General features: G+C 31.7%; 19 protein-coding genes, 2 pseudogenes and 1 riboswitch. Of the genes and pseudogenes, 11 read left to right on the top strand and 10 right to left on the bottom strand.

What is annotated here, in order from left to right:
• Positions 1-85 precede the first annotated feature (85 nt).
• Entirely contained in the window at positions 86-838 is a 753-nt protein-coding gene (locus RCG18_RS13530) for a TSUP family transporter (RefSeq protein ID WP_308042026.1), read from the bottom strand.
• 414 nt (positions 839-1252) lie between these two features.
• On the opposite strand from RCG18_RS13530, the gene RCG18_RS13535 reads away from it, so the two are divergent.
• The 5 genes from RCG18_RS13535 (at position 1253) to RCG18_RS13555 (ending at position 6637) form a co-directional block, all read left to right on the top strand.
• Positions 1253-1789, top strand: coding sequence for a TetR/AcrR family transcriptional regulator (locus tag RCG18_RS13535; protein WP_308041782.1), 537 nt, complete (start codon positions 1253-1255; stop codon positions 1787-1789).
• A 131-nt stretch (positions 1790-1920) separates the two neighbouring features.
• Positions 1921-2097, top strand: a riboswitch (Lysine riboswitch).
• 215 nt (positions 2098-2312) lie between these two features.
• Entirely contained in the window at positions 2313-3755 is a 1443-nt protein-coding gene (locus RCG18_RS13540; RefSeq protein WP_308041783.1) for an amino acid permease, read from the top strand.
• 455 nt (positions 3756-4210) lie between these two features.
• Positions 4211-5368, top strand: a complete 1158-nt coding sequence (locus tag RCG18_RS13545) for an MFS transporter (RefSeq protein WP_308041784.1) — start codon at positions 4211-4213, stop codon at positions 5366-5368.
• 191 nt (positions 5369-5559) lie between these two features.
• On the top strand, positions 5560-6099 hold the full coding sequence (locus RCG18_RS13550; protein ID WP_308038893.1) for a winged helix-turn-helix domain-containing protein: 540 nt from the start codon (positions 5560-5562) through the stop codon (positions 6097-6099).
• A complete protein-coding gene (locus RCG18_RS13555; protein WP_308038894.1) occupies positions 6062-6637 on the top strand; it encodes a transposase in 576 nt (191 codons plus the stop codon). Before RCG18_RS13550 ends, RCG18_RS13555 begins: the two co-directional genes overlap by 38 nt.
• Before the next feature lie 133 nt (positions 6638-6770).
• Here the strand turns inward: RCG18_RS13555 and RCG18_RS13560 are convergent, their stop codons facing one another.
• Positions 6771-8198: a hypothetical protein gene (locus RCG18_RS13560; RefSeq protein ID WP_308041785.1), complete on the bottom strand. Its 1428-nt coding sequence runs from the start codon at positions 8196-8198 to the stop codon at positions 6771-6773.
• A 234-nt stretch (positions 8199-8432) separates the two neighbouring features.
• A complete protein-coding gene (locus RCG18_RS13565) occupies positions 8433-9191 on the bottom strand; it encodes a TSUP family transporter (protein ID WP_308041786.1) in 759 nt (252 codons plus the stop codon).
• 158 nt (positions 9192-9349) lie between these two features.
• Here RCG18_RS13565 and RCG18_RS13570 point away from each other — a divergent pair.
• Positions 9350-10215: pseudogene (locus RCG18_RS13570) on the top strand (LysR family transcriptional regulator).
• A gap of 190 nt (positions 10216-10405) precedes the next feature.
• Here RCG18_RS13570 and RCG18_RS13575 read toward each other — a convergent pair.
• Entirely contained in the window at positions 10406-10861 is a 456-nt protein-coding gene (locus RCG18_RS13575) for a DMT family transporter (protein ID WP_308041787.1), read from the bottom strand.
• A gap of 313 nt (positions 10862-11174) precedes the next feature.
• On the opposite strand from RCG18_RS13575, the gene RCG18_RS13580 reads away from it, so the two are divergent.
• On the top strand, positions 11175-11702 hold the full coding sequence (locus RCG18_RS13580; protein ID WP_308041788.1) for a hypothetical protein: 528 nt from the start codon (positions 11175-11177) through the stop codon (positions 11700-11702).
• Between the two features lie 78 nt (positions 11703-11780).
• Here the strand turns inward: RCG18_RS13580 and RCG18_RS13585 are convergent, their stop codons facing one another.
• The 3 genes from RCG18_RS13585 to RCG18_RS13595 form a co-directional block, all read right to left on the bottom strand.
• Positions 11781-12302: a GNAT family N-acetyltransferase gene (locus RCG18_RS13585; protein ID WP_308041789.1), complete on the bottom strand. Its 522-nt coding sequence runs from the start codon at positions 12300-12302 to the stop codon at positions 11781-11783.
• 127 nt (positions 12303-12429) lie between these two features.
• Positions 12430-14511, bottom strand: a complete 2082-nt coding sequence (locus RCG18_RS13590; RefSeq protein WP_308041790.1) for a methyl-accepting chemotaxis protein — start codon at positions 14509-14511, stop codon at positions 12430-12432.
• A 310-nt stretch (positions 14512-14821) separates the two neighbouring features.
• Positions 14822-16852 (bottom strand): methyl-accepting chemotaxis protein, encoded by a 2031-nt coding sequence (locus tag RCG18_RS13595; RefSeq protein ID WP_308041791.1) that lies wholly within the window; start codon positions 16850-16852, stop codon positions 14822-14824.
• Between the two features lie 251 nt (positions 16853-17103).
• Here RCG18_RS13595 and RCG18_RS13600 point away from each other — a divergent pair, with 251 nt between their 5' ends.
• Both RCG18_RS13600 and RCG18_RS13605 read left to right on the top strand, forming a co-directional pair.
• Entirely contained in the window at positions 17104-18558 is a 1455-nt protein-coding gene (locus RCG18_RS13600) for an MDR family MFS transporter (RefSeq protein WP_308041792.1), read from the top strand.
• A gap of 172 nt (positions 18559-18730) precedes the next feature.
• A complete protein-coding gene (locus RCG18_RS13605; protein WP_308041793.1) occupies positions 18731-19435 on the top strand; it encodes an MgtC/SapB family protein in 705 nt (234 codons plus the stop codon).
• 130 nt (positions 19436-19565) lie between these two features.
• Here the strand turns inward: RCG18_RS13605 and RCG18_RS13610 are convergent, their stop codons facing one another.
• From RCG18_RS13610 to RCG18_RS13620, 3 genes and pseudogenes are all read right to left on the bottom strand, one after another.
• Positions 19566-20306: an MFS transporter gene (locus tag RCG18_RS13610; RefSeq protein ID WP_374119142.1), complete on the bottom strand. Its 741-nt coding sequence runs from the start codon at positions 20304-20306 to the stop codon at positions 19566-19568.
• Between the two features lie 57 nt (positions 20307-20363).
• Positions 20364-21016: pseudogene (locus RCG18_RS29055) on the bottom strand (MFS transporter); the annotation flags it as partial.
• The gene (locus tag RCG18_RS13620; protein WP_308041796.1) at positions 21013-21432 is read right to left on the bottom strand and encodes a MerR family transcriptional regulator; all 420 of its coding nucleotides are present in this window, start codon (positions 21430-21432) and stop codon (positions 21013-21015) included. The pseudogene RCG18_RS29055 and the gene RCG18_RS13620, both read right to left, overlap by 4 nt.
• 430 nt (positions 21433-21862) lie before the next feature.
• Here RCG18_RS13620 and RCG18_RS13625 point away from each other — a divergent pair, with 430 nt between their 5' ends.
• Both RCG18_RS13625 and RCG18_RS13630 read left to right on the top strand, forming a co-directional pair.
• Entirely contained in the window at positions 21863-22564 is a 702-nt protein-coding gene (locus tag RCG18_RS13625) for a phenylalanine--tRNA ligase beta subunit-related protein (RefSeq protein ID WP_308041797.1), read from the top strand.
• Positions 22565-22589: 25 nt separating this feature from the next.
• Positions 22590-22967 carry a PH domain-containing protein gene (locus tag RCG18_RS13630; RefSeq protein ID WP_308041798.1) on the top strand — a complete coding sequence of 126 codons (378 nt, stop codon included), beginning with the start codon at positions 22590-22592 and terminating at the stop codon, positions 22965-22967.
• The last annotated feature ends 97 nt before the right edge of the window (positions 22968-23064 follow it).

A 23064-nucleotide genomic window follows, 5' to 3' on the forward strand; every position in this document is an offset into this window, starting at 1 on the left:
TGGAGAGGATGGGAGTATTAGAGCGGGTAGTCATCGGATAAATCCACAAGTATAAGAACTTGTGGATTTTGTATATCAATTAAATCTATCTCATTATTCCATAAAGCATTTTACCTGCTACAGCAAGAGACATTGTTACAAATATAGGTTTTATAACCTTAGCTCCTTTATTTAGTGCAACTTTAGTCCCAAGTCTTGCACCTAATATCATAAATATTGCTATTGGTATACCTAATTTTAAATTAATTTGTCCTCTCATAGCAAACATTATTACTGCAGCAACATTTCCTACAAAATTTAAAGACTTACAGTTGCCGCCTGCCCTGACAAAGTCAAACCCAAATATATTTATTAGGCCAAATATTAAAAAAGAGCCTACACCAGCTCCTAAAAATCCATCATAGAAGCCTAAACATAGAGCAAGAATAATACCTAATGTTATATTTTTTCTTGAAAAGCCACTAAATCTATCTTCCATACCAGCAGTTTTCGAAAACAAGCTATATATCCCTACAAATAGCAAGAGTATAAGAACTATGGTATTAAGATAATTTCCATTTATTTTAAGTACAGTGTTTACTCCTAAGATAGCTCCTAAAAAACTAAAAGGGGCTAAAATCTTTAAGAGATAAAAATCTACTTTATCAGATTGAGCAAATTTTATGGTACTAATAAGTGTAGAACAGCAAGAGCAAAATTTATTTGTTCCAAGTACTAAATGAGGTGGAAGACCTGAAAGTAAAAAAGCTGATAAACTAATAATTCCTCCTCCTCCTGATATACAATCTATAAAACCAGCAAGAAATCCAGCAATGCATAAAAATATTAAAGTATTAATAAAAATCCCCTCCTCAAGTAAGTGATATATGGTAATAGGCGGTCAGTTAACTTTCTGGTTATTTCGCCTATATAAGATTATAATTCTAAAAGTTATCACATCCATCTTATATTTATAATTGTAGCAGAGGGGAAACCATATAAAAAATATTTAATACATATTATAGGTATATGAAAAAGATATACATGTCCTTTTGTATAAGCGAAATACCTAGGTTAGGTATATATCTAATATGGATAATTAGCTTAATCAAGGTACTCCTATGAATATCGCTAATAAGTTAAGTACCCAAGGTGGATATCTATAGGGAAACTAACTTTGAATCATACATATTTAACAAATTTGACCAGTGTTGTTGACAGAAAAGTATGAATATGATATATTGTGAACAGAGTTCATTAATGGGAGGATAAAATGCCAAAGTTAATTGAAAATGCCAAGGAAAAAATAATAATCCAAGGAAGAAAAACTCTTTTAGAAGAGGGATATAAAGGTCTGAATATAAGAGAAATTGCCAAGCAGTGTGAAATAGGAACAGGAACCTTTTATAATTATTTTAGAAATAAAATAGAGCTTGTAATAGAAATTTTTCAAGATGATTGGAATAAAACCTTGAATATTATAGAAAACTTAAAGTTAACTGATGAACCTTTTAAAGAAAAAGTAAGAAAAATATATGAGTCTTTACAGGGCTTTGTAGATGATTATATTTCAATTTTTTATGAAATTGCGAATGAGGAAGAGCAAGGATATCACTGTAGAGAAAAAGATAGCTTTACAAAGTTGTATGCAAAGATAGGAGAATTAATTGAACTTGAGAGAAGAAAAGGAAACATAACATCTAAACTTGATTCCGAAAAACTCTCTTATCTTATTATTTCTAATCTTACATATTTAAGCAAAAATAAATATATGTCGTTTGATGAACTTTATGATCATTTGAAAATATAAATTTTCTTAATTTACAGAAGGTTAAATACCATTATAATTACAAGAAAAAATAAAAAAGCTCTTATACTAAAATGTTAAAAAACTGTTTACTAATTATAAATGTTGCTGTATAATGGTTAACATAAGTGAATAACTGAGGTAGAGGCGCGGGATTTAAGAGTAAAACTGCAGAGGTAAGCACAATGAAGTAGTTTGAAAGGAAATTTCGCCGAAGCGTACAGTAAATGCTTTAGTACTGTATAGCTGGGTTTGCATAGAATATATGCAAGACTGTCACAAATAGTATTTTGTGGTGAGCTATCATTCGTTGTATATTAATATGTATGTTTTAGTAGTTAGTATAAATGCATATTAAATGCCTTGAGTGTATGCTCAAGGCATTTTTTTACGTTAAGCAGGCATCCAAAATCTGTGATTTTGTGATGATCGCTTACTCATTCGACTGATGGAGAAGGAGTTTCATTTCTAATCTTAGTTATTTCACTTATCGGAATAAATAAAAGCCGGTAAGGAGGAAAAATTTATGCAAAACGCAGTAGAGCAAAATGCTCAGACTTCTAATGAACTTAAAAGAAGTTTGAAGGCAAGACATCTAAATATGATTGCAATGGGAGGCGCAATTGGGACAGGTATATTTTTAGCCCTTGGCGCTACAATTAAACAAGCTGGTCCTGGTGGAGCGCTAGTTGCATATGGTTGTATAGGTATTATGGTTTATTTCTTGATGACTAGTTTGGGGGAAATGGCAACATTCATGCCAGATTCAGGTTCCTTTGGAACATATGCGTCAAAATTTGTTGATCCTGCTTTTGGATTTGCAATGGGCTGGAATTATTGGTATAACTGGGCTATTACAGTTGCAGCAGAAATGGTTGCAGGTGCCCTTCTTATGAAGTTTTGGTTTCCAGGTGTGCCAGCCCTTGTATGGAGTGTTTTATTTCTTGTATTAATAGTTGGACTTAATCTTTTATCAGCAAGAGCCTATGGTGAATCAGAATATTGGTTTGCAAGCATTAAAGTAATTACAGTTATTATATTTATACTAGTAGGTGTTGCAACAATAGTTGGAATAATAGGTGGACATGCTGTAGGATTTAAAAATTTTACAGTTGGTGAAGCACCATTTGTTGGTGGAGTTAAATCAATTTTCATGGTATTCTTAATTGCTGGTTTCTCATTCCAAGGAACAGAGCTTGTTGGTATAGCTGCTGGAGAAAGTGAAAATCCAGAAGAAAATATACCTAAAGCAATAAATACAATCTTTTGGAGAATTTTAATATTTTATATAGGAACGATATTTGTTGTTGGAGCATTAATTCCTTATACAGATGCCGGAGTTGATACAAGCCCATTCACACTAGTATTCCAAAGAGCTGGTATAGCTGCAGCGGCATCATTAATGAATGCAGTTATCTTAACTTCAGTATTATCAGCAGGAAACTCAGGAATGTATGCTTCAAGCAGAATGTTATATGCAATGGCTAAGGATGGTAAAGCACCAGCATGGCTTGCAAAGGTTAATTCTAGAGGAGTTCCTATAAATTCATTAATAATAACTACAATAGTAGCATCTCTTTGTTTCTTAACAGGTCTTTATGCAGAAACTACAGTTTATGTATGGCTTGTAGCGGCATCAGGACTTGCAGGCTTTGTCGCATGGTTAGGTATAGCGCTATGCCACTACCGTTTCCGCAAAGCTTATGTTGCTCAAGGACGTGACTTGAAAAAATTAAAATATGTTGCAAAGTTATTTCCATTAGGACCAGTAATAGCAATGGTGTTATGTATAGTTGTTACTTTAGGACAGGGCCTTAGCTATTTTGAAGCTGATAAAATAGATTGGAATGGGGTAATTTCATCATATATCGGACTACCATTGTTTATAGGATTATGGTGGGGTTATAAGAGGAAGCATAAGACAAAAGTTATCGATTTAATGGAAGTTGATTTTAACACTACTGAATAATAATATAAAAAGGCCGCATTAATTGCGGTCTTTTTATATTATTATTATAGACATATAATTTTGCACAATTTCTATATTTAATTAGGCTGAACCTTAGTTTATGTTATTTTACAATGTCTAGGTAATAGTGACCGTAACTGCTTATCTAGAATTGCAAGATAAGCATGCCAACTATTAACCAGAATTTAAAATTCTGGTTATAATATATTATAAATATAATGAGACTATGGTAAAATGTTGTATAATAGTTATTTTAAATAATACTAGAGGTAAAAGTTCTAAATGAACTTTTATGGGTAACTTGTGAGCGGAAACGAAAATCTTAAGTTATTCAGTGTTCCGACTAAAAGGAGGAAGTATAATGAGAACGATTTGATGCATCTGCACAACTATATGTTAAAAAAACCCTTTCTAAAAGGTTTTTTTGTTGTGCAAATTTTTGGAGGTGTATCAAATTGAATAAAAAGATAAATGTTTATTTAATGTACATTATTGCTTTTCTTCAGGGACTTGTTTTTTATGGGCCTGTAGCTACTTTATATAGACAATCAAGAGGTTTGTCTATGTACAATATTTTTTTAATAGAGTCCATATTCATGATTTTAATGCTGCTCTTTGAGATTCCTTGGGGATGGTTTGCAGATAAATATGGGTATAAAATAACTTTGTTGATGGGAAACTTTCTACTTTTTATATCAAAAATTGTTTTCTATGAGGCAAATTCCTTTTCCTTATTTCTAGTAGAAAGAATATTAGTAGCTTTAGCTACTTCTGCAATTTCAGGATGTGATATAGCATTATTATACTCATCAACGGATAAAGAGAAGACAGAAAAGGTATTTGGCATGTACACTGCTATGGGTGTTGCAGGATTTCTATTGGCATGTTTATTTTCTACGAAAATGGTTGAGAGATCAATGGATTTAACTGCATCTGGAACAATAATCCCTTATGGGGCAGCAGTGATCTTAACATTTCTTATTAAGGATGTGTCTCATAATTTAGAAAAGAAGCCAAGTATTAAAGATAGTATAAGAGATGTATTAAATAACAAACAAATTATAATAATTGTGGTAGTCTTTGCTCTCATCAGTGAAACAACCCATTCAATTGGTGTTTTTCTAAACCAAACTCAATATTTGAAAAGTGGAATAGGTATCAGGTATTTTGGATTTTTAACAGCATTAATGCAGATAGTATGTTTAATATCAGCTAAGTCCTATAAGTTTACTGAAAGATTTGGACAAAACAAAACAACAAAAGTTTTATTAATAAATATTTTAGTAGGATGTACAGTATTAGTATATACTAGAAATCCAATTATAAGTGTAGTTGCAATTGCTGTCACTCAAGGATGTTTTTCAATTATGAGACCTATCATTTTAGATATTGAAAATAAATCAATAAACAGCAGCAATAGAGCAACAATACTTTCTATCTATGCTATGGCTGGCGATATACTTTCTTCTATAGTTAATATTTCCATAGGTAAATTTGCTGACGTATCTATTGAAGCAGCCTTTAAAGCATGCACATTTATTAGCATCACTGCCTTTGTCTTAGCACTAATATACTTTAATAAAGACAAAACTAATTCAGTAAACCAAAACTAAACAAGAACTATAGATATCTAATCTATATGATTTACTTATTATCAACGTTCATAGGGGTATCCCTGATTAAGTCAAGTATCAAAGTTATTTATCTATAGATAAACCAACTGTATGATTGACTTATTCGAAAATATTGTTAGTGATTTCTGCACAAACTAAAATCAATTAGAATTTAGTTAGGAGATATTACTATGGGGAGAAAAGGTATTGAAGTTGAATCATTATACGGCTTCACAACAGAAAGCCTTAAGAAAATGAGAAATTCACACGAGAGTGAATTTGCACGCAATGTATTAACTGCTGTCGCTATGCGCTATGAAGGTTTTAGTACTATAAAAATTGCCAAGTTCTTATTAAAATCTAAGCAAACAATTATAGATTATATTAAGAAATGGAATTCAGTTGGGTTAAAAGCATTAGAGGATCATCGTGGAGGTTCTGAAGGAACTTTTACAGCTGAAATGCTTGATGACCTAATAAATACTGTACTGCATACACTTCCAAACGACTTTGGCTTTATAGGTAATGTATGGACATGTCCACTTCTTGTAGAGTATATCTATCAAAACTATGGTGAAAAGTACTCTAAAGAATATATAAGAATATTGCTAAAGCGAAACAATCTTAGCTACAAAAGAGCGCAGCGCAAGCCGACTAAGGCTGATAAGGTTGAACAAGAAGCCTTTAAAAAAAATGAAATACCTTCTACCTATTGTAGAAAACTCTTCTGATTGTGTATTTTATGCTATGGATGAAACTGGCCTTAGGACGGAGTCTGATATCCGTAGAACATGGAGCCCTGTAGGGATATCCCCTAATTTAGAAAGCAATAATTCTCATGAGGGACTTAATCTAATAGGCGCCACCGAAATTACCAAAAACTTTGATACTATCATAGATGCCTATTCGGCGAAACAAGTGATTACCTCTGAAGAAGTACAGACATTTCTTGAGAGGCTACTTGATATAAATGCAGGTAAAAAGGTGTATGTTTTATTAGACAATGCGAGATTTCATGTTTCTAGAGCTATGCAGGCTTTCGCTGAAGCTCATAGATATGAGATGTTTTTGATAAACACTCCTAGATATTCTCCTAAGTTAAACCCTCAGGAGAACATCTGGAATAAATTAAAGAACTGTGTCTTTAGTGTTAGTGCATATCCTTCTATTGATGAACTTTTTGAGTCAATCAAATTAGTTTATTATCATTTTAATGAACAAAAGGATATGATTAAGTCCTTAGCTTATGCTAGAAATTACTATATATAAGTTTAGTTTTGAGTTGGCTTATCTATATAAGATTTCAAGCAAGAAAATTGACTTATACAAAGGGCTATGTTTCCAAAGCTGAAGCTTGGAAACATAGGGCCCGGAGTTTAAGTCAATTTTCGGCCTTATAACCCTATACTTGATTTTGCTTATTATGGTCAGTATAGTCAGGTGCAAACCACTTAACAGATATACTGTACTTTCCTGTTTCATCCTTAGGATTTACTTTAAGTTCCTCGCTACTAATTTCGGTTTTATTTAGTAGCAATACAGTATTTTGAGGATCATCACAATAAAAAGTAATTCCTCTTATGTTATCAAGAGTAGGAACGTGTTTCCCGAAAATAGGATCATTTATATTAGTTATATTAATATAAGTTTTTCCGTTATCATTTACTTTATTATACATTATATATTTATGGACATTGGCGTACTCCAGAAGCCTTGAGGTTCTGGCAACGAGTATCTTTCCATCTGTTTCATACTGTTTTAGCAATCTTAAGGATTTTATATTTTCATCATGGAATAAATCTTCGGCATCGACACCAAAGTGTTGTCCCACTACAGAATAATACTTATTGCTTACAATACTATCTAAGTTTGATTGAGTAAGTTGTTTGTGGAGATGTTTAGGAACCCATGTCCATTCAATCTTTCCATTTACCATGTCATTTGTATACCTATAAAAGCCCCATACCTTTTTGCCATCTCTTAGAGAAATTTCATAAAGAGGATAATCATGCCCAAAGTTATAATCTGATATAGAGTTCCAAACATATTTAATACCATTAGGAATAGTTAAATCTGTATGATAGCATGAAGAACTAGGGTTGTCCCCTTGTTGATAGTTCATAAAATTAGAGGTACCATAGGCACCAAAATTTTGCCTATTAGACTTATTGCCGTGATTTATCCATACTACCGGTTTGAAATTAATAGTTTTTAGTGTTTCCCAAGCATTTACGGCTAAAGCTCTGTTAAAGGAAGAATTTCTTTCATTTTTAGTTGAAAAATCTCCAAAAGAGTGGAGAGAATCTATCCATCCGCATTTGGTGAAATTAATAATTTCATTAGAGTTATGTCGTGAAGATTTATCTATACCTTTAAAGAAAGTCATTATATTATCAACGCCATTGCCATATTTATCTACTTTATATCCTGCATTATCAGCCATGTACAACCACATAGAGTCACTAATATCTAGACCTATACCTTCACCGTTAGCAGTTTGTTCTTTAGTGTTTAAAAACCTATGATAGTTTTTAAACTCTTCTAAAGTTGCATCATCTATATCAGAGCATATAGCAAGCATAGCGCTGTATGGGTAAGGAAACTTCCTTAAATCCTTATATTGCGAATCTGAAGTCTCATTATTGGAATTCAGTATAGTTGCAGGTATTCCATCATGCGTTTTGCTCTTTTCATGTTTTTGTTCTTGATTAGTTGCATTAGATGTTACTTTTGCGGTGATTTTTGCTTTGTTAGGATTAAATATTTTTAATGCTGCGAAAGCAGTCATCAAAATAAATAATAGTAAAAATAATAATTTAAATTTTTTCATAGTTTTCAGTCCTTTATATAATTAATTTATGTAGTATAAGTAAACACACTTGAATATTGTACCATATTTTCCATTGAAATTAAAAGAAGTAAAGATAATTAAAATATAATTAATATAAATTGTTTGATAATTCTAGATGCTTAAGACTAACCTATTATCAATAAGAAAAGGATTGTAAGACTAATAAAGGACAATAAACAATAAGGAGTAAGGAAACCGTGATTTCCTTACTCCTTACTTAATTAACACTCCGTAAAGCATTTTAATTGCTACTGCTAGAGACATAGTTACAAAGATAGGTTTCATCAGCTTAGCACCTTTATCTAGAGCAACCTTTGTACCAAATTTAGCTCCCAGTGCCATAAATATTGCAACTGGTATACCAAGTTTATAATCAATCTGCCCTCTTATAGCAAACATGCCAAGAGCAGCAATATTACTTATAAAGTTTAAAACTCTTCCGTTTCCTCCAGCTCTAACAAAGTCAAATTTAAATATTTTTATAAGACCAAAGATTAAAAAAGAACCTGTCCCAGGACCGAAAAAGCCATCATAAAATCCTAAGGAAAATGCAAGTAGTATTCCGAAAAGCTTGTTCTCTTTTGTCAGACCTTCAAATTTATCTTCAATTCCTGCAGTTTTCGAAAATAAACTATATATACCTACAAATAGTAAAAGTATAAGCACTATTGTATTAAGATAACTTGCATCTATGCTAAGAACAGTATTAACACCTAAAATAGCTCCTATAAGGGTAAATGGCCCTAAAAATTTCAGGATCCCAAAATCCACTTTGCCAGATTTAGCGAATTTAACAGAACTAGTAAAAGATGCACAAGACGAAGAAAACTTATTGGTTCCTAGTGCAAGATGAGGTGGAACACCTGCTAGCAAGTAAGCTGGAACGCTAATAAGGCCTCCACCACCAGCTATGGAATCTATGAAAGCAGCGCAAAAGCCAGCTGTGCATAAGAGTATTAAATTATTAAGCATAAATACCTCCGATTAAATTAAACTGAAATAAGACTTATTTTGACAGTGTCTATTCTTTACTGTATTATTATAGCAAAGAAAAATATATATAAAAAATATTTAATAGCTATAAAATGCATATGAAAAACATATGGTTATAATTTAGAGGAGATATTCTTATGGACATTAGACAATTAAGATATTTTATCACAATTGCAGAAGAAGGAAATATAACTAAAGCAGCAAGAAGGTTGCATATAGCACAGCCTCCTCTTAGTCAACAGCTAAAGCTTTTAGAAGAGGAACTTGGAGTTAAATTAGTTGAAAGAGGAAGCAGACAAATACAACTGACGGATGCAGGTAAAATATTAAGACATCGAGCAGAGCAGGTAGTAGAACTAGTTGATTCTACTATTAAAGAATTAAAAGATTTTAATGAAGGACTCCAAGGAACACTATCCGTTGGTACAGTCCCATCCTCAGGGTCTACCCTTTTACCAGAGAGGATATATAACTTCCATGAAAATTATCCAGGAGTAAGTTTTCAGATATGGGAGGGGGATACTTATAGAATACTAGATTTATTAAATAATGGAGTTATAGAAATAGGAATTGTAAGAACACCAATAAACTCAGAGTTTTTGAGATAATATATTTGCCGGATGAGCCAATGGTAGTCGCAACAAGAGGGGACATGTATTGGGAAGAAGAGCAAAAATCAATATGTCTTAAAGAACTTAAAGATAAGCCTCTGATAATAGACCGCAGATTTGAAAAAATGATAGTAGATTCCTGTGAAAAATCAGGATTTGAACCTAATATACTATGCAAAAGTGATGATGCAAGATCAATACTATTGTGGGCAGATACTGGAATTGGCGCAGCTATTGTACCAAAAGCAGCCATAGGACTTATACCAAGTACAAATTTGAAATATAAGGAAATTGATGAAGCGTCCTTAGAAACCCAGACAGCTATAATATGGATGAAGAATAGATATTTATCATCAGTAGCAAAACATTTTTTAGAAACCTTTTTAGGTTAGAGAAAACATTTATAAAATTATAGGTTAGAAAATTAACTTACATTAATATTTAAAATGGCAACTTTTATAGGATAAGTATTTAACTGAATAGTTGAAAGTTGAGAATTAACTTTTGCTCTTCTCCTATAAAAATTACCAACTTAGATTATAGTGTAAAGTAACTTTATAGTTATTTTATCTATGTACCTCTTTAATGTGTTTGAATAATGTACACGCCTGCTACTAGCAAGATAATACCAACAGCTCTTAAAGGATTAATTGCATGAACTTGCATATTAAATGCACCAAAGTGGTCAAAAATTACTGCAAGAAGTATCTGCCCACCAATAACTAAACTAAACATATTAGCGAAGCCTATTTTCGGCGATGCAAAAATAGTTGTGAATATGTAAAATGCACCAAAGAGTCCTCCTGTCCACATCCACCAATTAGTGTTTTTGAAGTTTGCCAAATCTGGCTTAGCTTGTGCACCTAACCAGATAGAAGCAAAAAAGGCAATCGCCAAACCTATAGCACCAACAGCAAAGCTGATAAAAGAGGTTAGTATAGGATCACCAAGATTAGAGCGTAGTTTTCCATTAACTGCAACCTGGGTTGCTATAGCCAGGCCTGAAATTAAGGAAAGTACATAATAAATTCCCTTCATTTTTTCTCTCCTTCTAAGTATTTTCCATTATATATATATTTCTTTATATCTGTTAGATAATTATAACATATTTGCTAGACGAATCAGATAAAAATGTCAATGGATTTATAATTTTAAGACTATTCCGTAATTTTTTAGAGTATAAGGTAATTACAAGTAAAAATTTGTCGTCAATAATTAACAATAAGAATTGTATGTGTTAAAATATAGTAAAGGATTAGCTATAAAAATTTCATAGCAATGATATTTTTATATTTACGTTTTAAGGATAGTATTACTATATTAAATTACAGGAAACAGGAGGAAAATAGAATTGTCGCATAATGAATTGCTGCTAGGATTAGGTTTTATTGTGATCATCCTTATCATAATTAGTTTTATAAAAAAAGTAGCCAAGATTGTTATTTATGCTCTAATAGGATTGCTGGTGTTTTTTGTAATAAATGCTGTAAGTTCAAATAAAAGTCCAGAAGCAGTGTTTAACTCCACAAAAAGTGATGCTGTTTATACAAAAGAGATATACAGTTACACTGGGAAAATAAAGACTTCAGTAGATAACACAATGAAAGGAATTGAAAATAGGGCATTGCCACAATTAAAAGAAGAAAATAAAAATCTTCACAAATATTTAGATGAAGTGACTAAGCTTCCTCATGGCAAAGAGCTGGATTCTTTTCATGAGAAGTATTGCAATTATTTAGAAAACATAGTAGTCACTTCTGATACTGCTGTTAAAGACGGAGATTTTATAAATGGAACAACAAAAAGTGTGGAAGAGGCAAAAGACAAGATTAATAAAGCGTTAGAGGGATTGACAAATATGAAAATAAATTCTCAATAGAATATGAAACATTTTTTGAATAAGGATAAAGTTATAAGGAGTTGCATAATTAACCAATTATGCAACTCCTTATAGTTATTATATAACTTCACGATTTTCACAAGGAATATTTGATTGCTCTGTTTTGTAATCTTTACACAAAAAAGCTCTAATATAGCCTCGATCTTTAGTGGTTGACTCAATATAAAAACCTCTGCCATAATAAAATCTAACAAGTGATAGCATCCTAGAAGCAGTATGAAGATATATATTAGTTACACCTAAATCTATCATTGCATTATCTACTGCATTTATTAATATTTTGCCTACACCATTATTTTGGTAATCTAATTTGACTCCAAATCTGCTTAAGTAGGCGGTTTTATCAGGTTTCACTTCAACTCGAACGCTTCCAACTACTTCTTCATTTAAAAGGGCTACAAAAACTTCCTTTGTTTCTATATCTCTTTCTATATCTTCATAGCTTTCACTCAATGCACTGAGTGTACCTTTGACACCTGCATTTTCAGCATAGATTTTAAAAACTATTTCAGTTATTTCATGTATTTTTGGGATATCTGCTTTTTCAGCTTTTCTAACCACAAAGACCATTTTTTCCATTGATCTACCCCCAGTACTAAATCTAATTATTTCGGATATGAATAATTATACAAAATATATAATAAAAATTCAATATAAATTTATAGATAATAAAAATCCCGAACTTTAAATAAGTCCGGGATTTTTGTTAATTTAGTTTAAATGTTCTTATAGATTCATGAAGCTTTACTGACATACTATTTAACTCATCAGCTAGACCGAATATTTCCTCTACAGCAGCGTTTTGCTCTTCTGTTATAGCTGAAACTTGTTGAGAAGATAAAGCAAGAGTTTCAGCCACTTTTGATGCGGCATCCATAACCGTAATAAGTTGATCTCTAGTGATAATAACGTCATTAAGGCTAGAGGAGGTTATGTTTATTTTACTTACCACGTCTTGAATACTGGAAGATATTTCGCCAAAGGTTTCTCTAGCATGTTTTACAGCATCATTTTGTTTATAAATCACAATTTCTGCTTGATTTATAGTATCCTTAGCTGTGATAATGTCTTTTTGAACATTAAATATAATTTCCTTAACATTATTACTTGAAGAAGCTGTGTCTTCAGATAGCTTTCTAACTTCCTCAGCAACTACGGAGAAGCCTCTGCCTGCCTCGCCTGCCCTTGCAGCTTCTATAGCAGCATTTAGAGCAAGAAGATTAGTTTGTTCGGAGATTGAGGTTATAGTATCAGCTATATTTCCAACTATATTTGCTTTATCACTTAGTGAATTTATGACTAATGCTACATTATTTATAGATTGATTACTTTCTCTTGCAGCACTTTCTAGTGTATGAATAGCCTCAATACCTCTAGCGCTAACATTACATATGTTATCAGCAGAAGTTTTACCATCATTCATATAATCTGTCATAGTAGTAATTTTATCAGATAACTTTTTAGTTGTATCAAGTCCAGTTGCAGCATTGGAGGCTTGTCCATCAGCAGCTACTGTAACATCTGAAATATTAACTGTTACCTGTTCTATAGATTTAGCGGTAGATTCAGTAGTAATTGCTAGGGTTTTAGATGAATTAGTCACAAGTACAGATGTTTCATCTATGTTAGTAATGAGTTCTTTTATTTGAGACATCATTAAATTAAAGTTACTACTTAGGCTTCCAAGCTCATTTTGACTTTTATATTGAGATTGAACTGTTAAATCGCCATCAGATGCTTTTTGCATCAGTATAACTAAATCAGAGATTGGTTGTGTAAATTTTTTTGCAAGAAAATATATTAATATAATTACTAACAAGAGCAGAGATAATGCTATAATCATGTTTTTTATTTGAGTAGTTCTTATTATTGCCATAGCAGATGCTTTGTCTTGCACTGTTATTACTGCCCAGCTCTGAGATTGTCCTGGGAGCTTTATTGTAGTATAAGAACTTGATATTTCTTTTTTATCATTATCTGTATATTCGACAACACCAGATTCTCCCTTTAATGCCCTTTCAGTGATGTCCTTAAGAGCTTGAGGAAGTTTTATATCTTGAAGTTGAGTTTGCTGATTTCCATTAGCATCTTTAACTACATTACCTGAAGAATCCTTAACTAAAACCGTTTTCTTAAAGGTTTTATAATTATAAAGCTCTGAAACTTGACTTTTATCAGGATGAGCAATAACTACGCCATCGCTGTCCAGAATAAATGAATAGCTATTTTTACCATCAGAGTACTTATCTACAAGCTTTTGTAATTCGTTTAATTTAAGGTCAGCACCGAATATTCCTATTATATTGGAGTTTTTATCAAAAATAGGATGAAATATTGAAGTTACGGCGCTATCACCAGTTACAGAATAATAGGATTTGCTAACGAATGATTTCTTTTCATTCATAACTTGTGTAAACCACCATCTATTGGCTCTATTCGCCAATTCACCAGAAGAGCGAGCCGTCTGATTTCCATCACTTTTTACTATGTACAACAAATCTAAATAAGGGTTTTTAGATACAGATTTGGTAAGCATCTCTTTTTGATCCTCTAGGTTAAAGTCGACAGTTGTCTTACTTTCGGTCATTGATTCCGTAAGAGCGTATGCCTTATCAATAAAATATTTAACTTCGTCAGCCATTGTGGATGAAAGACGTTTATTACTATCTGATATGCTGGATTCAATGTTATTGGAAAAATAATAAGAGCAGATAAAATTAGTAATTATTACTGGGATTATTACTAGCAAGATTGCAACAGAAATTAATTGACGTTTTATGGATTTCATCAATTTGTCCCCCTATAAATGTTAATAATATGTTTACATTTTAGCATAATAACATAAACATTTCAAAATGTAGTTTTTATTTAAAAAATGTGAAAGTTAATGTAAAAAATATAAAATTTAGTATAAGGAATAAGGGATATCCCAAAATATAATTTTTAGGATACCCCCTTTAATTTCCATAATAAAGCATATTTGTTTTTGTGATTCCCAAATAGCTACATTCCGATTAATTAAAACAAACCTATTATCTTTCTATTTTAAAATATTTAAAAATATAATCTAAAGAGTCTGAGTTAAATTTATTTATAATTTATTCGTTAATCTTAAATTGCATTATCATGTTAAGTAATTCAGAAGATAAGATTTTCAATTTGCTAATGCTTTGATTAATTTCCTCGAATGCCGCTGCCTGTTCTTCTGTAGCAGCAGATATTTCTTCTGTTGTAGCAGCAGTTTCCTGGGAAACAGATGCAATGTTGTTAACAGATACAACTACTTTTTCTGTATTCTCGCTCAAAATCTTACAAATATCATTTAAATTTTCTACAAGGGCAACTAATGAATCATTTGAAGCTTTAAGCATATAAAAAGCTTCAACGGTGTTATCAAGCTTTTCGTTTGATTCGCCAACGGATTTACCTGCAATATTTATGGATTTTACAGCATCTGATACATCGCTTTTGATTTCCTTAATAAGGGAATCAATATTAAAAGCTGCATCTGCAGACTGTTCAGCTAGATTTCGGACCTCTTCTGCTACAACTGCGAAACCTCGTCCAGCCTCGCCAGCTCTTGCAGCTTCAATAGATGCATTTAATGCTAGTAAATTAGTCTGGCTGCTTATTGCAGAAATAGATTCTGTGATCGCTCCTATTTGGTTCGATCTATCAGCAAGCAAGGTTATCTTTTCACTTACACTTTCTGTTGCATCTTTATTTTCGGAAAATTTATTTTTTAAGATATTTATTGATTCAAGGCTATTTTTATTTTGATGGTCTATTTCGCTTATCTTTTCAGAAATTATACTTGTATTTGTTAGGATATCCTCAATGTTCTTAGATACATCAGATAATTGATCAGCGCTTGTTTGAGCTTCCTGCGCTTGATTAGTTGTACCTCCTGCTATTTCGGAAACACTTTTTGCAATCTCTTCTCCCGCAGCTGAGGTTTGTTCCGTTGCTTGTGCTACTGCATCAGAGGTTAGTGTTACGTTTGAGGCAGTAGTATTTATACTTAAAACTAATTCTTTTAAATGATTTATAGTATTATTAAATCCAAATGCTAATTGACCAAGTTCATCATTGTCAGAATCTTTAATGGAGACATTAAGATTTCCATCGCCGACCTCCTCTACTACCTTTAATATATTTTTAATTCTTTTAATAATATATTTGTTGCTTACTAAAAAAATAATAAATGAAGCTAAAAGTAAACTAAGTACTATTGACAAAATAATATTATTTCTTAAAGTTGATAACTGACTATAGTATTCTGATGTAGGTATTGTAGCTATAATAGTATATTTATCTGTCTTTTGAAAGGCCATTAAGTTTTCAATACCATTCATTTTGTACTTGAAACTTCCCTTATTTGAGGATGCTACTTTTTGTCCCCAATCAAAATCCTTTAAGCTTTTTCCAATAAGTTTATCATCAGGATAACTAATTATTTTACCATCTTTATCAAGTACAAATACATATCCAGCTTTACCAATTTTAGTTGACTTAGAAATGTTTTTTACATTAACTCTATCTAATAAATCCTGCAATTCCTTTGGAACTACTCCTATTTGTACAAGACCAGGTTTATCTACCCTTGATACGGTAACATACTGAAAAAGTTCTTTGTCACCTCCCCTTGGCTGAGGGTCTTGAGCCAGCGTGAAGTTCTTATCGGTAAGCCCTGGGAGAAAAGGTTTAGTTTGATCAGAAGTTTTAAAATCGAACCCATAGAAGTCTGGAATAGATCCCCATCTTAATATTCCATCCCCATCAGTAATATGTATTTCAGTAACGCCTAGAGATTGAGCCAATCTTTTAGCTTCGTCATTTAATTTATCTTCAGGGACTGTTTTTAATGTCTCAGCAATGCCTTTTGTAATTGAAATCAAGTATTTATCGAGAGCTTGCTTTAAGGATTTGACGTTATCTTCTCTTTCTGCAATCAATCCTTTTGTTTCTTCTACTTTAAGTGTAGTCATGTTTTCCATAATTCTAGTCAATGCATTTTTTTCACCTATATAAGACAATATGCCAATGCCGCTTGTAGCTAGAAAAGTAATTATAAGTATTGGCATTAAAAATTTAATTCCTATGCCCCTATAATTTGTATTCTTCCCCATAAGTATTCCTCCTTAACATATATTGTTTGGTTTTAATTATAAAAGCTCTTAGATAATAATATCGTTATATCAATACAATTACTTTATACAATTAGTGGATATTATGTAGAAATAATGTATTTTGTCAAAATATTTGTCTGAAGAGAAGGTCATTTTTTAAATCTTGGCAAGTTGGTATATTAATGATAAAATAAAATTTGCTATATTTTTTGAGGTGTTAATTTTTATTATATAAGGAAGTGATATTTAGAATGGATTCTAAAAAAAGAAGTATAGTTATTGCAGTAATGGTTGCCATGTTCCTTGGAGCTGTTGAGGGAACAGTTGTAACTACCGCGGTACCTACTATAGTCAAAGAATTAAATGGATTTGAACTTATAAGTTGGGTTTTTTCATTATATTTACTTACATCAGCTATTTCAACGCCTATATATGGCAAGCTATCAGATTTATATGGAAGAAAAAATGTACTATCTGTAGGAATAATAATTTTTCTAATTGGAAGTTCACTTTGTGGTATATCTCAAAGTATGTATCAGCTAATAGCCTTTCGTGCAATTCAAGGGTTGGGGGCTGGATCAATATTCACAGTTACTTACACAATAGTAGGAGACGTATTTTCTCTTTCAGAGAGAGCAAAAGTTCAGGGATGGTTAAGTACAGTATGGGGAATAGCTAGCTTAATAGGCCCATTTTTCGGAGGGTTTCTTATAGACTATCTTTCATGGCATTGGATATTTTTTATAAATATACCTTTTGGAATAATGTCTATAATATTGATTCAGAAGAACCTTAAAGAAAATTTTGAAAGAAAGAAACATAAAATTGACTACGCTGGAACAGTAGTGTTATCTGCGTCAATAATAGTTCTTTTATATGCTGTGTTGACCGGGGGAGAAAGTCACAGCTTTTATTCTTTTACAACTGTAATTTGTTTAGTAGCTACAGTGATTTTTTTAATAGCATTCTATTTTATAGAAAAAAAAGCAGAAGAGCCAATTATACCTTTTGATATTTTTACTAAGACTAACATAATAGTTAACATAATTAGCTTTTTGGCATCAGCTGTTTTAATAGGTGCAGATGTTTATATGCCTATTTATATGCAAAATGTCTTAGGCTTTGGAGCAACAATTTCAGGAGTTTCTATGGCGCCTATGTCCGTTGCATGGCTTATGTCTTCAGTTATTTTGGCAAAAGCTATACCTAAATATGGGGAAAGGGTAGTTATTGCACTATCCACTATTATTTTAGTCATAAGTTGTGTGCTTTTACCGACACTAACAGTTAGTTCGCCATTGCTGTTGGTTATAATATATATTACTATAATGGGATTTGGCTTTGGTGGAAGTTTTACAACATTAACAATAGTAGTACAGTCCTCTGTGGATTATAGCAAAAGAGGAGCTGCAACAGCATCTAACTCTTTAGTTCGTACTTTAGGTCAGACTATTGGAGTAAGTGTTTTTGGAAGCATGTTTAACTTAGGTATAGTGAAATATTTTAGTAAACTAGGCATCCAAGGAGTAGAACCAAGCAATCTATATTCCGCTGCTAGCGTAAACTATGGAGTTTCAATTGGTCAAATAAAGGCAGCATTACATTCTGGTTTATATTCAGTATTTATATTATTAATCATACTTACTGTAGTGTGCTTAACATTATCCTTTATACTTCCAAATGCCCTTAAGGAGAAAAGCGCTTAATAGAATATTATTATTTTTATAGGACATTTTTTAATCACAAGATAAAAGCATCTCTAAAAGTATTTTTGTTGTGTTCTTTTATAAAAATAATCATAAACTATCAATATAATATTGATTATTTAGAAGAACTGTGGAAAAATATATGAAAATACCATTGAAGGGGACAGGGATAATGGAAATATACGAAGTTATAATAAGGTTGCTGCTCGCTATACTGATTGGTGGTCTAATAGGGTATGAAAGAGAGTTTAAAAACAGGCCAGCAGGCTTTAGAACTCATATACTTGTGTGTATAGGCGCCTGCGTAATATCAATGATACAATTATATGATGTGCAAAAAACTGTACAACTAATATTAGCTCAGCCACAGCTGGCTAGTGCATTAAAAGCGGATATAGGAAGAATAGGTGCGCAGGTTGTAAGTGGAGTAGGTTTCCTGGGTGCAGGAACAATAATTCATGAGAAAGGTTCAATAAAAGGACTTACTACAGCTGCAAGCTTGTGGGTGGTTGCTTGTATTGGGCTTGCCATAGGTCTTGGATATTACTATTTAAGTATTTTAGCAGCTATTGCTGTAGCTATATGTCTTGTAACATTAAAGAAGTTTGAATCTAGATTTTTAGAGAAGGCCAGCGTAATAAAAATTCAAATCGAATATTTAGATAAAAAGGAAATGGTTCAAAAAGTTGATAGTTATTTTGAAGATAAAAATGTAAAGATTAAAAATATAGAGTTTTTACTTGAAGAGGAACTTGAGGGCGAATTTGCATATATGAAGAGTTCATACACTATTTTAGTTCCAAGATATGTAAGAAAAGAAGAGTTAATTAAAGATTTAGCATCATTTAATGAGGTTTTAGGAGTAGCAATTATATAAGAGTGTATATACTTATGAATCTACAATAAATATATATTTTGTAAAGGCATAGAGATTTTTACTTAGCAAATTTAAGAAGGCCGCGCTAATTTAAATAGCAGCGGCCTTAAGTTTGTATAATTTTTAATTATTATGCTAATTCTAATTCTGGTTCTGATTCCTCATCCCATTTTGGTTCTGGTCCTCTTAAATAAGATAGAATAGCAGCTATTACACTAAAACCAAAGGAGATACTAAAGGCTAATCTAAGACCGCCAATAAATTTACCTATTGCAATTCCTTGAGATCCAACCTGAGTTCCTACAAACAAAGCCTGCATTGCTTCTGGAGTAACACTGGAGGATATTATAGCCATAGAAAGAGCTATGCTTATTACGCTTCCGGCAGTATTTAACATAGTTCTAAGTCCTGCGGCAACACCTCTTTTATCCGCTGGTACAGACCCCATAATTGCATTAGTATTAGGTGAAAAGAATAGGCCTGAACCAAGTCCCATAATTAACATATATATTACAAGCATTGTAGTTGAAGTAGTTGAGCTTATGGTCATAAATCCTAAAAGCCCTACAGCGGAAATAATAAGTCCTATGGAGCTTAGTACTCTTGAGCCATATTTATCAGAAAGTGCTCCGCTTATTGGAGAAATAATAACCATAGAAATAGCAAGCGGTGTTAAGTATATTCCAGCTATAATTGGATCTATAGCTTTAATTCCCTGAAGATAAAATACAAGTAAGAAGGTAACGGCTCCTCTTGCTATTCCATTAAAAAAGTTACTTGCATTTGCAAAGGCTAATATTCTGGTATTTAAAAGCCTTAAGTCAATCATTGGATATTCAACTTTACTTTCAATTTTAACAAATATAACCATAAGAACTACAGAAGCTATTAATAGACCTATTACTACAATATTTAACCATCCTAAAAAGCTGCCTAATGTTAGAGAAGTTAACAGCGACATTATGCCAACAGTAAATGCAAAAGTACCCATCCAATCAAATTTTTGCTTTTCAGGTAATGTAGTTAGTTCTTTTAATTGAATTCCTGCCCATATGGTTCCGAAAACTCCAATTGGAATATTTATATAGAAAATACTTCTCCAACCAAAGTTAACTAAGAAACCACCTAAAATAGGTCCAATGACATTAGCTACACTGATAACCATACTATTAATACCAAGAGCTTTTCCTAATTCTTTTTTGGAAAGGCATCAGTAACTATTGCAGTACTGTTTGCCACCATTAATGAACCACCAATACCTTGAATTAATCTATAAATTAATAATTGCATACCTGTGTGTGACAGGGAACATAAAAAAGATGCTATAGTAAAAATAGCAAATCCACTAACATACAACTTTTTCCTTCCCACCATATCTGCAATTCTGCCTATTGATGGTACAAGTATAGTAAGTACTAATAGATAACCCATAAGAATCCATGTAACCACTCCCATACCTGCATTTAAATCTTTCATCATAATAGGTAGTGCTATAACTAAAGTACTACCACTCATAACGGATAGCAAAGCACCTAAAGTAGTGCAACTCAATGCAATCCATTTATATTTATCATTCTTCATTTCTGTTCCTCCTGAATTTCGTCAAGTATTAAATTTAATTTTATTAAGTGATCATTACATTTTTTTTCAACTCTTCTTAATATCTCTTCTCTTTCTCTTGCAAGATTAGATAGTTCTGTTACTTTTGATATTGAATCTTTTATATCATCAATATTCTTGTATTCACCTTGAAAAATATTATTTAAAGTCTTTCTTAATCCTATTATCTTTTTGACTTCAATTAAAGTTAATCCTAATTTTACGCGTAGATTTTTTATTTCCTTTATGGTATCAATAACTTCTTCAGTGTATAACCTATAGCCTGAGTCAGTTCTTATAGTAGTATATAATTCCATATCTTCATAATATCTTATAGTTCTTTTTGTAAGTTCAGTTATTTTTGCCACTTCATCAATTTGATAATACTTTACGTCCATTACTTCACCTCCATAGTTATATTTTAATATTAATTAACATTAACGTTAATGTCAATGTTAGAAAGTTATAGTAAAATCGATTTCATTTTTCATCATTTGTATCAAATCCTAAATTTTATGAACTATATCGCTTTTACCAGAAAACTTAAATGCAATCAATAAAATATTCAAATAGACTTAGAAGAATATGAGGATAAGACTGTTTTAAAAATTTTATCAGCACTCCTTACAAAACAAGTGGTTTCCATATAAACGCTAATAGCATGTTTCTCTTAATGTAGTTAGTCTCTAATTTGAATTTGTTATTGTGAAAGGTTTCATAAATAGGTTATAATGTATTTTAAAACAAATTATAACCACAATAGTAAAATAATATAGTGATGGCAGCTAAGGTGGTAAGTCTTAATATATAAAACAAGGGGTGAAAAATATGAAATTCATAGTTTCGGAAAAAGTATTTGATGAACTTGGAGATGTTTGTTTTGGAGTTGTAGTGGCAAAAGGTATAGATAACAACAGCAATAATATATGGATAAACGAACTTCTCAAAGAAAGTATAAATTCTGTAGAACAAAAATTTCAAGATAAGAAGGTAAAAGAATCAGAGGAAATATTACCATATAGAGAAGCCTTTAAAAAAATGGGAATTAATCCTAATCAAAATATGAGTTCTATTGAAGCGATGACTACAAGGATATCAAAGAAGAAAGGTCTTCCAAGCATAAATTCTATAGTAGATTTAGGAAATGCTATATCTTTAAAATACCTCGTTCCGCTAGGAGCTCATGATATGGATAGTGCATCAAATGATATCCAAGTCAGATTTTCTAATAAAGAAGACTTGTTCGTACCTTTTGGAGAGACAGAAGCAGAAGTTTTAGAAGATGGAGAACTTATTTACTCTGTTGGTGATAAGGTAAAAACAAGAAGATGGATTTGGAGACAGAGTGAAGAGGGAAAAATAACGGAAGGAAGTAAAAATATATTTTTCCCTATAGATGGTTTTAAAGATAGAAACTATGATAAGGTAATTGGAGCTAGAGACGAGCTTGCACAATTACTAAAACAACTTCTAGGGGCTGAAGTAAAGGTAGGATTTATTGATAAGGACAATATGGAATTAGAATTATAATTTAAAGGATTTGGAGGAAGAATAAATGGGATTGTTTGATGGACTTATGGGAAACGCTTCAGAGGTTAATATTCAAGAGGTGCAAAAAGAATTTTCCAACATATTATCTTCTACAGAAAATATTGAAAAGGCGTACAAGCTAATTCGTGACATGTTTATCTTTACAAACAAAAGACTTATATTAGTAGATAGACAAGGATTAACAGGAAAGAAGGTGGAATACCACTCAATTCCATACAAAAGCATTACTCACTTTAGCATTGAAACAGCAGGAAATTTTGATTTAGATGCTGAGTTAAAAATTTGGATATCAGGAACACAACTTCCAATACAAAAACAATTTAACAAGAGTTTAAATATATACGAACTTCAAAGTGTATTAGCAGAATATGTGTTGAAATAAAGACAAAGAGTTGTAAGACCGAAAGTTAACTTTCGGTCTTACAATTTTATAACTATTTTCTTTATTTTACTTTACTTTTCTCAACGTCAGCACCTAG

Source organism: Clostridium sp. OS1-26, from assembly GCF_030915445.1.
GTDB lineage: Bacteria > Bacillota > Clostridia > Clostridiales > Clostridiaceae > Clostridium_AM.

Bases quoted from the DNA above. Each gene is read 5' to 3' on its own strand.
- RCG18_RS13535 (WP_308041782.1), top strand. From the start codon at position 1,253: ATGCCAAAGTTAATTGAAAATGCCAAGGAAAAAATAATAATCCAAGGA.
- RCG18_RS13540 (WP_308041783.1), top strand. From the start codon at position 2,313: ATGCAAAACGCAGTAGAGCAAAATGCTCAGACTTCTAATGAACTTAAA.
- RCG18_RS13550 (WP_308038893.1), top strand. From the start codon at position 5,560: ATGGGGAGAAAAGGTATTGAAGTTGAATCATTATACGGCTTCACAACA.
- RCG18_RS13555 (WP_308038894.1), top strand. From the start codon at position 6,062: ATGAAATACCTTCTACCTATTGTAGAAAACTCTTCTGATTGTGTATTT.
- RCG18_RS13560 (WP_308041785.1), bottom strand. From the start codon at position 8,198: ATGAAAAAATTTAAATTATTATTTTTACTATTATTTATTTTGATGACT.
- RCG18_RS13565 (WP_308041786.1), bottom strand. From the start codon at position 9,191: ATGCTTAATAATTTAATACTCTTATGCACAGCTGGCTTTTGCGCTGCT.
- RCG18_RS13575 (WP_308041787.1), bottom strand. From the start codon at position 10,861: ATGAAGGGAATTTATTATGTACTTTCCTTAATTTCAGGCCTGGCTATA.
- RCG18_RS13585 (WP_308041789.1), bottom strand. From the start codon at position 12,302: ATGGAAAAAATGGTCTTTGTGGTTAGAAAAGCTGAAAAAGCAGATATC.
- RCG18_RS13590 (WP_308041790.1), bottom strand. From the start codon at position 14,511: ATGAAATCCATAAAACGTCAATTAATTTCTGTTGCAATCTTGCTAGTA.
- RCG18_RS13595 (WP_308041791.1), bottom strand. From the start codon at position 16,852: ATGGGGAAGAATACAAATTATAGGGGCATAGGAATTAAATTTTTAATG.
- RCG18_RS13600 (WP_308041792.1), top strand. From the start codon at position 17,104: ATGGATTCTAAAAAAAGAAGTATAGTTATTGCAGTAATGGTTGCCATG.
- RCG18_RS13605 (WP_308041793.1), top strand. From the start codon at position 18,731: ATGGAAATATACGAAGTTATAATAAGGTTGCTGCTCGCTATACTGATT.
- RCG18_RS13610 (WP_374119142.1), bottom strand. From the start codon at position 20,306: ATGGTTATATTTGTTAAAATTGAAAGTAAAGTTGAATATCCAATGATT.
- RCG18_RS13620 (WP_308041796.1), bottom strand. From the start codon at position 21,432: ATGGACGTAAAGTATTATCAAATTGATGAAGTGGCAAAAATAACTGAA.
- RCG18_RS13625 (WP_308041797.1), top strand. From the start codon at position 21,863: ATGAAATTCATAGTTTCGGAAAAAGTATTTGATGAACTTGGAGATGTT.
- RCG18_RS13630 (WP_308041798.1), top strand. From the start codon at position 22,590: ATGGGATTGTTTGATGGACTTATGGGAAACGCTTCAGAGGTTAATATT.